The organism is Streptococcus nidrosiense, assembly GCF_042140045.1.
GTDB lineage: Bacteria > Bacillota > Bacilli > Lactobacillales > Streptococcaceae > Streptococcus > Streptococcus nidrosiense.
This window is the reverse complement of record NZ_CP152419.1, coordinates 26064-39334: the sequence shown is the minus strand read 5'-3', so window position 1 is coordinate 39334 and position 13271 is coordinate 26064. Positions and strand designations below refer to the sequence as shown.

At 41.0% G+C, this 13271-nt stretch carries 13 protein-coding genes; 9 read left to right on the top strand and 4 right to left on the bottom strand.

Annotation, left to right across the window (positions count from 1 at the left end):
• Window positions 1-18: 18 nt before the first annotated feature.
• The 5 genes from folP to AAFQ93_RS00155 are packed head-to-tail and all read left to right on the top strand — an operon-like array spanning window position 19 to window position 4963.
• Window positions 19-969, top strand: coding sequence for a dihydropteroate synthase (folP, locus tag AAFQ93_RS00175; RefSeq protein WP_375555315.1), 951 nt, complete (start codon window positions 19-21; stop codon window positions 967-969).
• 1 nt (window position 970) lies between these two features.
• Window positions 971-2269 (top strand): bifunctional folylpolyglutamate synthase/dihydrofolate synthase, encoded by a 1299-nt coding sequence (locus AAFQ93_RS00170; protein WP_375555314.1) that lies wholly within the window; start codon window positions 971-973, stop codon window positions 2267-2269.
• A gap of 1 nt (window position 2270) precedes the next feature.
• Window positions 2271-2825: a GTP cyclohydrolase I FolE gene (folE, locus tag AAFQ93_RS00165; RefSeq protein ID WP_000380927.1), complete on the top strand. Its 555-nt coding sequence runs from the start codon at window positions 2271-2273 to the stop codon at window positions 2823-2825.
• A gap of 40 nt (window positions 2826-2865) precedes the next feature.
• A complete protein-coding gene (gene folB / locus AAFQ93_RS00160) occupies window positions 2866-3687 on the top strand; it encodes a dihydroneopterin aldolase (protein WP_375555313.1) in 822 nt (273 codons plus the stop codon).
• Window positions 3680-4963, top strand: coding sequence for a DUF308 domain-containing protein (locus tag AAFQ93_RS00155; RefSeq protein ID WP_375555312.1), 1284 nt, complete (start codon window positions 3680-3682; stop codon window positions 4961-4963). Before folB ends, AAFQ93_RS00155 begins: the two co-directional genes overlap by 8 nt.
• A gap of 50 nt (window positions 4964-5013) precedes the next feature.
• Here the strand turns inward: AAFQ93_RS00155 and AAFQ93_RS00150 are convergent, their stop codons facing one another.
• Window positions 5014-5331, bottom strand: a complete 318-nt coding sequence (locus AAFQ93_RS00150) for a DUF960 domain-containing protein (RefSeq protein ID WP_049527273.1) — start codon at window positions 5329-5331, stop codon at window positions 5014-5016.
• A gap of 205 nt (window positions 5332-5536) precedes the next feature.
• Here AAFQ93_RS00150 and ccpA point away from each other — a divergent pair, with 205 nt between their 5' ends.
• Window positions 5537-6544 (top strand): catabolite control protein A, encoded by a 1008-nt coding sequence (gene ccpA / locus AAFQ93_RS00145; protein ID WP_049503580.1) that lies wholly within the window; start codon window positions 5537-5539, stop codon window positions 6542-6544.
• A gap of 406 nt (window positions 6545-6950) precedes the next feature.
• On the opposite strand, the gene AAFQ93_RS00140 is transcribed toward ccpA, so the two are convergent.
• Window positions 6951-7913: an asparaginase gene (locus AAFQ93_RS00140; protein WP_373115600.1), complete on the bottom strand. Its 963-nt coding sequence runs from the start codon at window positions 7911-7913 to the stop codon at window positions 6951-6953.
• 65 nt (window positions 7914-7978) lie between these two features.
• Here AAFQ93_RS00140 and AAFQ93_RS00135 point away from each other — a divergent pair, with 65 nt between their 5' ends.
• Entirely contained in the window at window positions 7979-9370 is a 1392-nt protein-coding gene (locus tag AAFQ93_RS00135; protein WP_375555311.1) for a Cof-type HAD-IIB family hydrolase, read from the top strand.
• A 115-nt stretch (window positions 9371-9485) separates the two neighbouring features.
• Here the strand turns inward: AAFQ93_RS00135 and AAFQ93_RS00130 are convergent, their stop codons facing one another.
• Window positions 9486-9938 (bottom strand): universal stress protein, encoded by a 453-nt coding sequence (locus tag AAFQ93_RS00130; RefSeq protein ID WP_045762643.1) that lies wholly within the window; start codon window positions 9936-9938, stop codon window positions 9486-9488.
• 144 nt (window positions 9939-10082) lie between these two features.
• Between AAFQ93_RS00130 and AAFQ93_RS00125 the strand changes: the two genes are divergently transcribed.
• Window positions 10083-10922 (top strand): metallophosphoesterase family protein, encoded by an 840-nt coding sequence (locus tag AAFQ93_RS00125; protein ID WP_375555310.1) that lies wholly within the window; start codon window positions 10083-10085, stop codon window positions 10920-10922.
• A gap of 71 nt (window positions 10923-10993) precedes the next feature.
• Window positions 10994-11431 (top strand): Rrf2 family transcriptional regulator, encoded by a 438-nt coding sequence (locus AAFQ93_RS00120; protein ID WP_375555309.1) that lies wholly within the window; start codon window positions 10994-10996, stop codon window positions 11429-11431.
• Window positions 11432-11624: 193 nt separating this feature from the next.
• Here AAFQ93_RS00120 and AAFQ93_RS00115 read toward each other — a convergent pair whose 3' ends face one another.
• Entirely contained in the window at window positions 11625-13094 is a 1470-nt protein-coding gene (locus AAFQ93_RS00115) for a M protein trans-acting positive regulator PRD domain-containing protein (protein WP_375555308.1), read from the bottom strand.
• Between the last annotated feature and the right edge of the window lie 177 nt (window positions 13095-13271).

Genomic DNA, 13271 nt, shown 5'->3' with positions numbered 1-13271 from the left:
CTAAATGAAATTTGAGTGATGAACGTGGAAAAAAGAGACAATCTTACAAAAACATCTATTTGTGGAATTATCAATGTCACCCCAGATTCTTTTTCTGATGGGGGCCAGTTTTTTTCTGTTGAGGAAGCTTTGAAGCAGGCTCGAAAATTGATTGCTGAAGGTGCCACTATTTTAGATATCGGTGGAGAATCTACTCGACCAGGAAGTAGCTATGTTGAGATTGAAGAGGAAATCCAGCGTGTGGTTCCAGTCATTCAGGCTATTCGTCAAGAAAGTGATGTTCTGATTTCGGTCGATACTTGGAAAAGCCAAGTGGCAGAAGCAGCTTTAAATGCTGGTGCCAATATAGTCAATGACATTACGGGTCTCATGGGTGATGAGAAGATGGCGGAAGTTGTTGCTAAGGCTGGAGCTCAGGTAGTCATCATGTTTAATCCAGTCATGGCACGCCCTCAGCACCCTAGTTCACTTATCTTCCCTCATTTTGGATTTGGAGAGACTTTTACAAAGAAAGACTTAGCAGACTTTGAACAACTATCAGTAGAAGAATTGATGACAGCTTTCTTTGATCGTGCTCTAGTAAGAGCGGAAAAAGCAGGGATTTCGAAAGAAAACATTATGCTGGATCCAGGAATTGGCTTTGGTTTGACCAAAAAGGAAAATCTCATCCTCCTACGTGACCTTGATAAGCTTCACGAGATGGGCTATCCTATCTTTTTAGGAGTCTCTCGCAAGCGCTTTGTCATTAATATCCTTGAAGAAAATGGATTTGAAGTCAATCCAGATACTGAAGCTGGTTTCCGAAATCGTGATACGGCTTCGGCTCATGTGACTAGTATCGCTGCTAGACAAGGTGTGGAAGTGGTGCGCGTGCACGATGTAGCCAGCCACAAGATGGCAGTCGAAATCGCATCAGCCATTCGTCTGGCAGATGATGCGGAAAATTTAGATTTGAAACAATATAAGTAAGATGAATAAAAACGAAACGAATCAGTGGATTGCCCACTACCGGACAGACCAACCGCATTTCGGCTTGGAGAGGATGGTGGAACTATTAGCCTTACGTGGCAATCCCCATCTTAAGCTCAAGGTTATCCACATCGGTGGAACCAATGGTAAGGGATCTACTATAGCTTTTTTGAAAAATATGTTGGAAAAGATGGGACTAAGAGTTGGTGTCTTTAGCTCTCCCTATCTGATTCATTATACAGACCAGATTGCTATTAACGGAGAATCTATCCCAGAAGCTAAACTAGAAGTCTTAATGTCGGAATATCGCTCATTTCTTGAAGGGGAACATGCTCAAGCCTTACAAGGAACGACAGAATTCGAGATTATCACTGCTATAGCCTATGATTACTTTGCCTCAGAGCAAGTCGATGTGGCTATTATGGAAGTTGGTATGGGTGGACTTTTGGATAGTACCAATGTCTGTCAACCCATCCTAACAGGTATCACAACCATAGGATTGGATCATGTAGCGCTTTTAGGGGATAGCTTGGAAGCCATAGCAGAGCAGAAGGCAGGGATTATCAAGCAAGGAGTTCCTCTAGTGACTGGTCGCATTGTTCCAGAAGCCTTGGCGGTTATTGACCAAATTGCAGAGGCAAAACAGGCTGCTAGAATTGTTTATGGAAGAGATTATCAGGTAACCTATCATGAAAGTATTGTCACTGGAGAGGTATTTGACTATACAAGTTCTGTTAGACAAGGTCGCTTTCAAATAGGTCTTCTTGGTTTGCACCAGATAGAGAATGCAGGGATGGCGCTGACTTTGTTGGATACTTATTGCCAAGAGATTGGTCGAGAATTGCCAGATAATGCTTTAGTGGCTCAAGCTTTAGAAGAAACAAGCTGGCCTGGACGCTTGGAAGTTGTTTCTAGAGAACCCTTGATGATTTTGGATGGAGCACACAATCCTCATGCTATCAAGGCCTTGTTGGCTACCTTGAAAGAACGCTTTACGGACTATCAGAAGGAAATCCTCTTTACTTGTATCAAAACCAAGGCCTTGGAGGATATGTTGGACTTGCTAGAAACCTTGCCCGGTACTAAGATTACGCTAACTCATTTTGAGGATAGTCGAGCAACGGATGAAGAAGTCTTGAAAGAACTGGCTGATTCTAGAAATCTCAACTACCAAGATTGGCAAGAATTTCTAGACCAAAAATTATCAGAAAATGAAGAGAAAAAAACAGTTAGGATTATCACGGGCTCATTATACTTTTTAGCCCAAGTGAGAGCCTACCTAATGGAGGGGAAAAATTAGAATGGATACACAAAAGATTGAAGAAGCTGTAAAAATGATTATCGAGGCAGTTGGTGAGGATGCAAATCGCGAAGGCTTGCAGGAAACACCAGCCCGTGTCGCTCGTATGTACCAAGAGATTTTTTCAGGTCTTGGGCAAACTGCAGAAGAGCACCTGTCAAAATCCTTTGAGATTATCGATGACAATATGGTAGTGGAAAAGGATATCTTTTTCCATACCATGTGTGAACACCACTTTTTACCATTTTATGGTCGAGCTCACATTGCCTATATCCCAGATGGACGTGTAGCAGGTTTATCAAAGTTAGCTCGTACTGTAGAAGTTTACTCTAAAAAGCCACAGATTCAAGAGCGTTTGAATATCGAAGTTGCTGATGCCTTGATGGAGTATTTGGGTGCTAAGGGAGCTTTTGTTGTCATTGAAGCAGAGCATATGTGTATGAGTATGCGTGGTGTTCGAAAACCAGGAACTGCGACCTTGACTACAGTAGCTCGTGGTCTATTTGAGACAGATAAGGATCTTCGGGATCAGGCTTATCGTCTGATGGGACTATAAAAAATCCGCGTCAAGCGGATTTTTCTAGAAAGGACTAGTTATGGATCAACTGCGAATTAAAGACCTAGAGATTTTCGCCTTTCATGGACTCTTTCCTAGTGAGAAGAAACTGGGGCAGAAGTTTGTCGTTTCAGCCACCCTATCCTATGATATGACCAAGGCTGCGACAGACTTGGATTTAACTGCTTCTGTCCATTACGGAGAACTTTGCCAGCAATGGACGACATGGTTTCAGGAAACGAGTGAGGATTTGATTGAAACAGTAGCCTACAAACTAGTAGAGCGTACTTTTGAGACCTACCCTCTCGTTCAAGAGATTGAGCTAGAACTAAAAAAACCTTGGGCACCTATCCATCTACCGCTGGATACTTGTTCAGTAACCATCCACCGTCGCAAACAGCGTGCCTTTATCGCTTCAGGAAGCAATATGGGGGATAAGACGGCTAATCTCCAGCAAGCGATTGACAAAATGCAAGCTCGTGGCATCCATGTTCTCAAAGAGTCTAGTGTGATTAGGACCGAACCTTGGGGTGGTGTGGAGCAGGATAGCTTTGCTAATCAGGTGATTGAAGTAGAAACTTGGCTTCCAGCTCCAATCTTGTTAGAAACCTTGTTGGCTATTGAGGCAGAAATGGGACGGGTCAGAGAGGTTCATTGGGGACCTCGCTTGATTGACCTGGATTTGCTTTTTGTAGAGGACCAGGTCATCTATACAGACGACCTCATCTTGCCTCATCCTTATATTGCTGAGCGCCTCTTTGTTTTAGAGTCTTTACAGGAAATAGCTCCGCATTTTATTCATCCAACATTGAAACAACCGATTCGCCACTTGTATCGTCAATTGGAGAAAGAAAATGCCTAAGTTTTCCGAAACTTATAGTAAATGGAGAAGTCTAGGGGAGGGAGCGCTAGCTATTATCCTAGGTCTTCTCTTGATTTGTTTTGGGCAGATTGTACCGAGACTTGGTTATCAACTCTTGATGGGGTACTTTTCCTTGTCGGCTATTTGGCATTTATTGACACGATGGTTCCAGGAAAAGTCCCGTAGAGAAAATATTTTTGTAACCATAGCCAAGCTCTTTCTTGCAGTCATCCTATTTGATTCAGTCATCCTGCAAGGAATAGCTCTCTATCTCCTTGTGATGATTATCGGAGGTTATCAACTGTTTACAGGTCTGATCAGTCTGATTACTTGGTTGATTTACCGAAATAATCATATCCATCCGAGGCTCAATTACTTATTTGATGCTTCGTGGATGATGGGTTTTGGTCTCTATAGTATCTCTCCTTTTCATGATGCGACAAATTTTGAGTTGCTCCTGTTAGGTTTTTACTTAATCATGTTGGGAGCGAGTAGTGTCAGGGATGGTTTCTATTTTGAAAAAGGGAGAAGTAATCCCAAGCTGAAGCGCAGAATGAGAATGACACTGCCTATATTCATGACAGCCTTGATTCCCATTAGCACCTTACGACGATGGAATGAAATGTTATCTACTCATCAGACGGAAGAAAGCGAAGTACATTCAGAGAGGAAAAATGATCAGGCAGTTGATTTGGAAATTTTTATCCATGCTTCAGAATCCTCATTCTTTTTAGCCATGGGGCATGTGGATATTTGTTATCAAGGACAGGTTATTTCCTATGGTTCTTATGATCCTCACTCGGAGCGTTTATTTGGGATGATTGGGGATGGGGTTCTATTTAAGGCTAATCGAGAAAAGTATATCGAACTCTGTAAGAGAGAAAGTCAGAAAACTCTATTCGCTTACGGCTTAAGCTTGTCTGAGCAACAGAAAAAAGCTATAGAAGAACAACTGAGAGAAATTGAAGAACTCTTAATTCCTTGGGAACCAATTTCTCAACTCATGAAAAGAAGAGAAGGGGAAATCAAGCATACCTACTCTTATCAGCTGAAACACGAGGCTGATGCCACTCTTTATAAGTTCAGTTCGTCCAAGTTTAAGACCTATTTTGTTCTCAGCACAAATTGTGTCTTATTGGCTGACTCTATCGTGGGTAAAGCTGGAACAGACATTCTCAGCCCCCAAGGATTTATCGTCCCAGGAACTTATCAGGATTATCTTGACTTAGAATACACCAAACCAAGTGGTATAGTAGTCAGTCGTTCCATTTATTAGCAAAAAGAAAACTCTAGTTTCCTAAGTATTTACAGAGGAGGCTAGAGTTTTTAAAATAGGTCATTTTCTTCTGGTAGGAGAATGGTTTCCTTCCCATCCATATCTAGCACCAGAACTTTAGGTGGGTAGAGTGGGTCAAAGGGATGGTTGAAGTCGAAGTCAATCGTTGTTGGAAGATGTTGACTAGAAAAACGAAAAGTGATGGAGCCTTCATGATTCAAAAGCCGAAACTCCAATTCATCTTCTAGATCAAAAACATGCTTTAAAAAATGATCGATTATATACCAGATTGAATCGATAACATCGTCAGGTAAATTGGTCACTACACCGAAACTAGCGCATCGTCTATGAGAATCTGTAAAAGCCATCCCTATCTCCTAATTGATTTTTTTATTATCATACTGCAAACTGCTAGAAAAATCAAGAAAAGTCAACTACCTTTAAAAAGATGAGAATGATTTTGAAATTTTTTCAACGAATCTCCATCAAATGCTTGAAAATGCTTACAATTAGTGGTAAAATGAAAACAGTTGAATCATGAAAACAAAATTTTCAAAGTAGGAAGGAAACGGAATGAACACAGATGATACAGTAACAATTTATGACGTTGCCCGAGAAGCGGGAGTGTCAATGGCAACTGTCAGTCGTGTTGTCAATGGCAATAAGAACGTCAAAGAAAACACCCGTAAAAAAGTCCTAGAGGTCATTGATCGTCTTGACTACCGCCCTAATGCAGTAGCTCGTGGTCTAGCAAGCAAAAAAACAACAACAGTTGGAGTTGTTATTCCAGATATCACAAACACTTATTTCTCTACCCTTGCTAAGGGGATTGACGATATCGCGGAAATGTACAAATACAACATCGTCCTTGCTAACAGTGATGAGGATGATGAAAAGGAAGTATCTGTGGTCAATACTCTCTTTTCTAAACAGGTGGATGGCGTTATCTTCATGGGTTATCATTTAACTGAGAAGATTCGCTCAGAGTTTTCACGCTCACGCACACCTGTGGTTCTTGCAGGAACAGTTGACATAGAACACCAACTTCCAAGTGTCAATATTGACTATAAACATGCTACTGTTGATGCAGTCCGCCATCTCTTGAAACGAAATAAAAAAATTGCCTTCGTTAGTGGACCATTAGTGGATGATATTAATGGCAAGATTCGCTTAGCTGGTTACAAAGATGCTTTGAAAGAAGCGGGAATTAACTACAGTGAAGGTCTTGTTTTTGAATCAAAATACCGTTATGATGATGGTTATGCCTTGGCAGAACGCTTGATTTCTTCTAAAGCAACAGCAGCGATTGTAACAGGTGATGAATTAGCGGCAGGTGTTTTGAACGGACTTGCTGACAAGGGAGTTTCTGTACCGGAAGACTTTGAAATTATCACCAGTGATGATTCACAAATCGCGCGCTATACTCGTCCAAACCTAACCACCATTGCGCAACCTTTGTATGACCTTGGTGCTATTAGCATGCGTATGTTGACGAAGATTATGCATAAGGAAGAGTTAGAAGAGCGTGAAGTTCTTTTGCCGCATGGTTTGGTAGAACGTCATTCAACTCGTAAAGATTAACCAGAAGAGGCTGGGACAAAAGTCCTAGCCTCTCAATTGTCTTTGGATTGTCGAGCAAGACGCAGTGGTTGAGTGGGCTCTACTACGCTGATTTCATCAGCTTTTACAGCCCTACTCAACTGTGCGGAGGTGGGACGACGAAATCGAATTCTAACGAATTACCGATTTCTGTCCCACTCTCGCTTTTTAGTAGTAAAAACTTTTTGGTCAATGGTTCAAGCATCAAGTTGATGGTAGAAGGCTTGCGGGGGTGACTAGAAAACAAGACTTGATCTAGTAATTTCTATCTCACCGACTTTTTTATACTCAATGAAAATCAAAGAGCAAACTAGGAAACTAGCCGCAGGCTGTACTTGAGTACGGCAAGGCGACGTTGACGAGGTTTGAATTTGATTTTCGAAGAGTATTATCCTTCCATATAGGCTCGTAATTCCTCTCCTGTAAGGCCAGCATTGATAGCAATGAGGAGTTTGAGACGAGCCTTTTGAGCATTGAGTTCTTTGACAAAGAATACACCAGCCTTTTGTAGACAAACGCCACCGCCTTCATAGGCATAAACAGGTTCAGCAATCCCGTTAAAACAACGAGAAACCAAGGCGATTGGGAGTCCTTCTTGGATAAGGGCGTTCAATTTTTGTGATGTTTCCTTGGGAACATTTCCAGCACCAAAGGCCTGGATAATAAGACCATCTAGCTGGTCAACAGGAAGCAAATCAAGGAGTTCTTCTGTCATACCAGCATAGACTGGAATAATTGGAACCAAGCCCTGGATCCTATCAAGGTCAAAACGAACACGGGGTTCAGCTGTTTTGAAGTAGAGAATCTCGTATTTCATGATGAGCCCAAGAGGGCCGTGGGTCGGCGTTTGAAAGGTACTAACATTTGTCGTGTGCGTCTTGGTCACATACTTAGCAGCGTGGATTTCATCATTCATCACGACCAAGACCCCCTTATCAGCAGCCTTATCGTCACTCGCTACGCGTAGGGCACTGAGATAATTGTAGACACCATCGCTTCCGAGTTCGTTGGAACTACGCATGGCCCCTGTTAGTACGATCGGTTTGTGAGGAACCTCCATGGTATCGAGGAAATAGGCAGTTTCCTCCAAGGTATCTGTCCCATGTGTAATCACGAAACCGTCATAATGATCAGCCTCCTCTTTGATTTTTTGATAGAGGGCCAGCATATGCTTGGGTTTAATATGGGGACTTGGCAGATTAAAAAAGTCGAGCGCGTGGACTTCAACTCCTCCAAGTGGATTGGATACATGATTCATAGGGTTTTCTTGGCTAGTTACAACAGCGCCAGAGTCATCGGCTTGCATGGAAATAGTACCACCCGTATGTAAAACAAGGATTTTCTTAGGCATGATTTACTCACTCTTTCTGAAATGTGGTATAATCATTGTATCACAAAAGGGGAGAATGAGGTAGGATGGAAGTCAAAGCTGTTTTTTTTGATATCGATGGAACACTGGTCAACGATCGCAAGAGTGTTTTGAAATCCACTAAGGATGCGATTAAGATTGTGAAGGAACAGGGAGTGCTTGTTGGAGTAGCGACAGGGCGAGGACCTTTTTTTGTTAAGGATTTAATGGATGATTTAGATCTGGATTTTGCTGTAACCTATAACGGCCAATATATCTTTAATAAAGACAGAGTCTTGTTTACAAGTCCTCTTTCCAAATCTCATTTACGGCAGTTGATAGCCTATGCTAAAAAAGAGGGCAAGGAAATTGCTTTGGGGACCAAGGATGCCATGCTGGGTTCAAAAATCATGTCTTTTGGCCTAGGTTCTTTTTCACAAAGAGTGAGTCGTTTTGTCCCCTCTATGTTGACTCGTACAGTTAGTCATTCCTTTAATCGAATGGTGAGTAAGGTCGTTCCTCAGAAGGAAGAAGACTTGCTTCAGTTGATGAATCAGCCCATTTATCAAGTTTTGATGCTAATGACGCCAGAAGAATCTGAGAAAGCAGCAGTTGAATTTCAAGACTTGAAACTGACTCGTAGTAATCCTTTTGCGGCAGATGTCATCAACCAAGGAAATTCCAAGCTAGAAGGCATTCGCCGAGTCGGAAAAGAGTATGGTTTTGATCTCAATCAAGTCATGGCATTTGGTGACTCGGACAATGACCTAGAGATGCTGGCGGGTGTTGGGATGTCAGTCGCCATGGGCAACGGTAGTAGCAGTGTCAAGGAAGTCGCGAAGCATATCACAACCAGCAACCAGCAAGATGGGATTCATAAGGCCTTGGAACATTTTGGTGTTTTGGCTTCAGAAAAAGTCTTTGTCAGCCGTGATTACCATTTTAATAAGGTCAAGACCTTCCATCACATGATGGATGAACGAACTCAGGAAGAGCCACAAGCTTGGGATTTAGAAGGTGCAACCCATAGAGCAGGATTTAAGATAGAAGAATTGGTGGAGTTTGTCCGAGCTGCTAGCTCTTCTGAAGAAGATTTCGAACAGGCAGTTGGACAGCTACACCAAGCTCTTGATCAAGCAGCAGAGAAAGTAGTCAAGAAGACACCTGCTAAGCAAGATTTGGTAGGGCAAGTAGACGCCTTGATTGACACCCTATACTTCACCTATGGTAGCTTTGTTTTGATGGGGGTGGATCCAGAGCGGATTTTTGACATTGTCCATCAAGCCAATATGGGGAAAATGTTCCCTGATGGAAAAGCTCATTTTGATCCAGTGACCCACAAAATCCTAAAACCAGATGACTGGGAAGAAAAATACGCTCCAGAGCCTGCTATTAAAAAGGAAATTGAGCGCCAGATAAAGGCCTACGAGCGCCATAAGGAAAGAGAAGATAAAAAATAGGCGAGAGCAGAGGAAGCCTGGAATGATGTTTTGAGTTCTGAGTTTCAACTACGACATCAATAGTTTATAAAAAAATGAGGTTAGGAGAAAAATCCCAACCTCATTTCTGTTTTTATTACAAAGTTTTATCCTTATCTCTAACGACGAGAAGGTCTACGCTGGTATGGCGTAGGATATATTCTGATGAAGAACCAACTAGCAGGCGCTCAAAAGCATTGAGTCCTGTTGCTCCAACTAAAATCAAATCAACCTTTTCTTTATCTGGAATTGTTTTAGCTAAGAGAGTTTTAGGATTTCCCATCTCAATAACAACTTTAATGTCTGTGAGCCCAGCATCTTTTGCACGCTTTTCATATTCAGCCATCAAATCGTTGGCCTCGACTTGCAATTCTTCGTAAACTTCGGCATCAAATGTTGAGATGCTTTGAAGAGCACGTGTGTCAATAACATGGGCAATTGTTAGTTTTGCCTGGTTACGTAGTGCTGAATGAACCCCTTTGATGAAAGCCAAGTCAGCTTCCTTAGAACCGTCAACCGCTACCATGATGTTTTCATAACGTTGTGCCATAGCAAAAACCTCCTCGTTCTTATTACCTTCATTGTATTCCTTTTCACTAAAAAAGTAAAGTAAAAAACGATAGGAATATAGATGCTTTTTGACTTTGACTTGGAGTTTGTTATAATAAAACTAGAAAAGCTAAGAGGAAGAGATATGACAAAAATCGCAGTATTATCGGATATACATGGCAATACGACAGCTTTGGAGGCTGTTCTGACAAATGCGCAGAAGGCGGAGGTTGATGAGTATTGGCTCTTGGGAGATATCCTCATGCCTGGAACAGGACGAAAAAATATTCTCCGGATATTGGACACTTTACCCATCACCCTTAGAGTTTTAGGGAATTGGGAGGAGAGCTTATGGCGCGCTTGCCATCGTCAGTTGGATGAAAGTAGACCCAGTCATCGTTATCTCTTACGCCAATGTCAGTATATCATGGAAGAACTCAGCATCGAGGAGATTGAGGCACTGCAGAACTATCCCTTGCAAGTGCACCGCCAGTTTGGAGATTTGAAGCTAGGGGTTAGCCACCACTTGCCTGATAAAAATTGGGGACGAGAGCTGATTCATCTTGGGAAGCAAGAGGACTTTGACCGTCTTGTTACCAATCCAGACTGTGATATTGCCATTTACGGGCATATCCATCAACAGTTTCTTCGGTATGGTAGTGGTGGCCAGCTTATCCTGAATCCAGGTTCCATTGGTCAACCCTTCTTTTTATCTGAACATTTACGCAAGGACTTGCGGGCCCAGTACATGATATTAGAATTTGATGAAAAAGGATTGAAAGATATCGATTTTCGTCGGGTTGATTATGATATTGATGCAGAATTACAACTAGCCAAAGAGTTACAATTACCCTACTACCAAGTTTATTATGAAAGCTTGGTTAATGGGATTCACCATACCCATAATCAGGAACTACTTCATGAAATTGCCCAAAGTCAAGGGCATGATGCAGAACTAGATGATTGGTTGAGTGGTAACTCTTGACATTACAACTGCAAGAGATATAATAAATATAAGTAAAAAACGAACTAGTCTAATAGAAAAAGGAGAACCTTATGCAAATTTCAAGTCGATTTACCATCGCGACCCATATGTTGATTATCATAGCCTTAAAAGGGAAAGAAAGTAAGGTGACTAGTGATTTTCTTGCTAGTAGCGTTGGAGTTAATCCTGTCATTATCCGTAAGACCTTGTCTCAACTGAAAAAAGCTGAGTTGATTTCAGTTGCGCGTGGAACTGGTGGAGCGGCAATTATCAAAAATCTAGAGGATATCAGTCTTTTAGATGTTTACCAAGCAGTTGAATGTCTAGGAAAGACTGGTCAACTCTTTAGTTTTCATGACAATCCCAATCCAGCCTGTCCAGTAGGAGCTAACATCCATGGGGTTTTAGATGAGAAATTACAAAAGATTCAGCTAGCCATGGAGCAGGAGCTGAGCCAAACCAGTCTTGCTCAAGTGGTGGCAGATGCAGAGAGTAGGATAGAGAAATAGAAACTATACAAGCAGTAGAAAGAGTCTTTTCGGTTTAAAGTACTGAATTCCCTTTTTTTAAAATCAAAATAGTAAAAAGATAAGAGACCAGAACTCCAATTATCGGAGTTCCGGTCTCTTATCTTTTATAGGTTATAGAAATTGTTCTCTAAGATTCTAATGTCTGAGCAAATCTATTCTTCAATAGGCTTCCTTAAAGTTTAGCAATTGAGATAGTGTTAAGCTCATTAATAACCTGAAGATTGGACATGCGACCGATATTGATTAGATTTGGATGTTTTAGGCCATCTATATCGAAGTTAGTCAAAATGGCATCGTAGTCAGCATCCATAATTTCATCAACATTCAGTGTATCTTTGTCCCAGGTTTCAAATTGGATATTTTTAGAGGTGTAAAATGTATAAAGAGAGATTAAAGCATGAGGGTGAGCAAAGTCAAACTCACTCAAAACAAGGACACGAATGTTACTATGAGCCTCTAACAGTTGTTCCATCAAATTTGAAGTGTGGGTGAAAAGAGTATAGACAAGATGAACAACTGCATAGGCATGTTCATCTTGTCCTAGGCTGGATTTGTAGCGCATCATTTCGAAAACAGATGCTTCATAAAATTCAGGGAAAAATTTCTTAATTTTGTTGAGAGCATAGGATTTGTTATGTGAAATGATGGATTCTGAGTTGATTTCTTGACGTTCAAGAAGGGCGGTGTTGTGTAAGTGCCAGACTAGTTCATCCGTATTTGAAAAATGAACGCCAAACTCACGTGTTAAGTTATCAAGGACATCTCGAGCGGCATGGTAAGATCGGTTGACTTGTTTATCAATTAATCGTGCATCGAGGAACTCTTCAACTGTAAAGAAGATTCCTTTTTGGGTATAGGAGTAAAACAGTTGATCTAAAGTATCTCGGTTGATTTCGATGTTCAGACGCTTAGCCAGAGGGTCAAGCTGGTTCTTAAATTCGGAGAGTTGATCATATAGAGGAAGAACATTTGAAGAATCACTTGCTGTTTGAATAGTAGCACCAATTCTAAAACGGTGCAAATTAACAGCGACTAGTGTTTCTATCTGAAATAGGTTTGCGTAGCTGGCAGGGAAGCCTGTCATATCGAGGAAGAAACGAACAAATCCTTCGATATCTTCCTTAGAGTCAGTAAATGGCCATTTGAAGTAACCATAGGCTTCATGGAAGTACTGGGCGAAAAAGAAGCGGATGTCTCTTTCATCCCCAATGATAGAGATTGGAGTGACCTTGAGTTTGAATCGGTAATTGTTTTGCAAGACACTGTTAATTTCAGCGACTTTCTTGCGAAGTGCAGGTAATGAAACATCGAGGGTTTGAGCTAGATGTTCGTAGGTAAACGGTGCTTCTAATAAAAAGAATGCCTTTAATACTTGAAAATTAGAAGAATTTTGTAAAGCGTGGCGGTAAATTCGTTCAATACCTAGATTACCATTATTAGTTAGTCTGATACCAGCGGTTGAAGATTGAATTTCAAAGCAAGAGAGGACATCACGCATTTCCTTGATATCACTTTTAATGATACGAGTGTTGATATCGAGAGCTTCTGCTAAAGGGTCCAGATGAATCCAGCTTGGATTTTCAAATAAATATTCTAAAACCCTTAATTGCCGTTGTTCTTTTTGAGTTAATAATGTTCTCATTGAGTTTCTCCTATACTAAACTATTTATGAATATTCGGGATAAATTTCAATCGCTCTCTATTATATCACAGGATTTATAAAAAGAATAAAGATTATGCTCGGAATTATATTTTTTATAAAATTTTAGTATAAAAAGCAGGCAAAATAAAAAAAAAAAAAAAGACACCCTTTTATTGA

Excerpts from the sequence above, each read along its gene's own strand:
- AAFQ93_RS00120 (WP_375555309.1), top strand. The coding sequence starts at position 10,994 with ATGCAAATTTCAAGTCGATTTACCATCGCGACCCATATGTTGATTATC.
- folB (WP_375555313.1), top strand. The coding sequence starts at position 2,866 with ATGGATCAACTGCGAATTAAAGACCTAGAGATTTTCGCCTTTCATGGA.
- AAFQ93_RS00115 (WP_375555308.1), bottom strand. The coding sequence starts at position 13,094 with ATGAGAACATTATTAACTCAAAAAGAACAACGGCAATTAAGGGTTTTA.
- AAFQ93_RS00135 (WP_375555311.1), top strand. The coding sequence starts at position 7,979 with ATGGAAGTCAAAGCTGTTTTTTTTGATATCGATGGAACACTGGTCAAC.
- AAFQ93_RS00155 (WP_375555312.1), top strand. The coding sequence starts at position 3,680 with ATGCCTAAGTTTTCCGAAACTTATAGTAAATGGAGAAGTCTAGGGGAG.
- ccpA (WP_049503580.1), top strand. The coding sequence starts at position 5,537 with ATGAACACAGATGATACAGTAACAATTTATGACGTTGCCCGAGAAGCG.
- AAFQ93_RS00130 (WP_045762643.1), bottom strand. The coding sequence starts at position 9,938 with ATGGCACAACGTTATGAAAACATCATGGTAGCGGTTGACGGTTCTAAG.
- folE (WP_000380927.1), top strand. The coding sequence starts at position 2,271 with ATGGATACACAAAAGATTGAAGAAGCTGTAAAAATGATTATCGAGGCA.
- AAFQ93_RS00125 (WP_375555310.1), top strand. The coding sequence starts at position 10,083 with ATGACAAAAATCGCAGTATTATCGGATATACATGGCAATACGACAGCT.
- folP (WP_375555315.1), top strand. The coding sequence starts at position 19 with ATGAACGTGGAAAAAAGAGACAATCTTACAAAAACATCTATTTGTGGA.
- AAFQ93_RS00170 (WP_375555314.1), top strand. The coding sequence starts at position 971 with ATGAATAAAAACGAAACGAATCAGTGGATTGCCCACTACCGGACAGAC.
- AAFQ93_RS00150 (WP_049527273.1), bottom strand. The coding sequence starts at position 5,331 with ATGGCTTTTACAGATTCTCATAGACGATGCGCTAGTTTCGGTGTAGTG.
- AAFQ93_RS00140 (WP_373115600.1), bottom strand. The coding sequence starts at position 7,913 with ATGCCTAAGAAAATCCTTGTTTTACATACGGGTGGTACTATTTCCATG.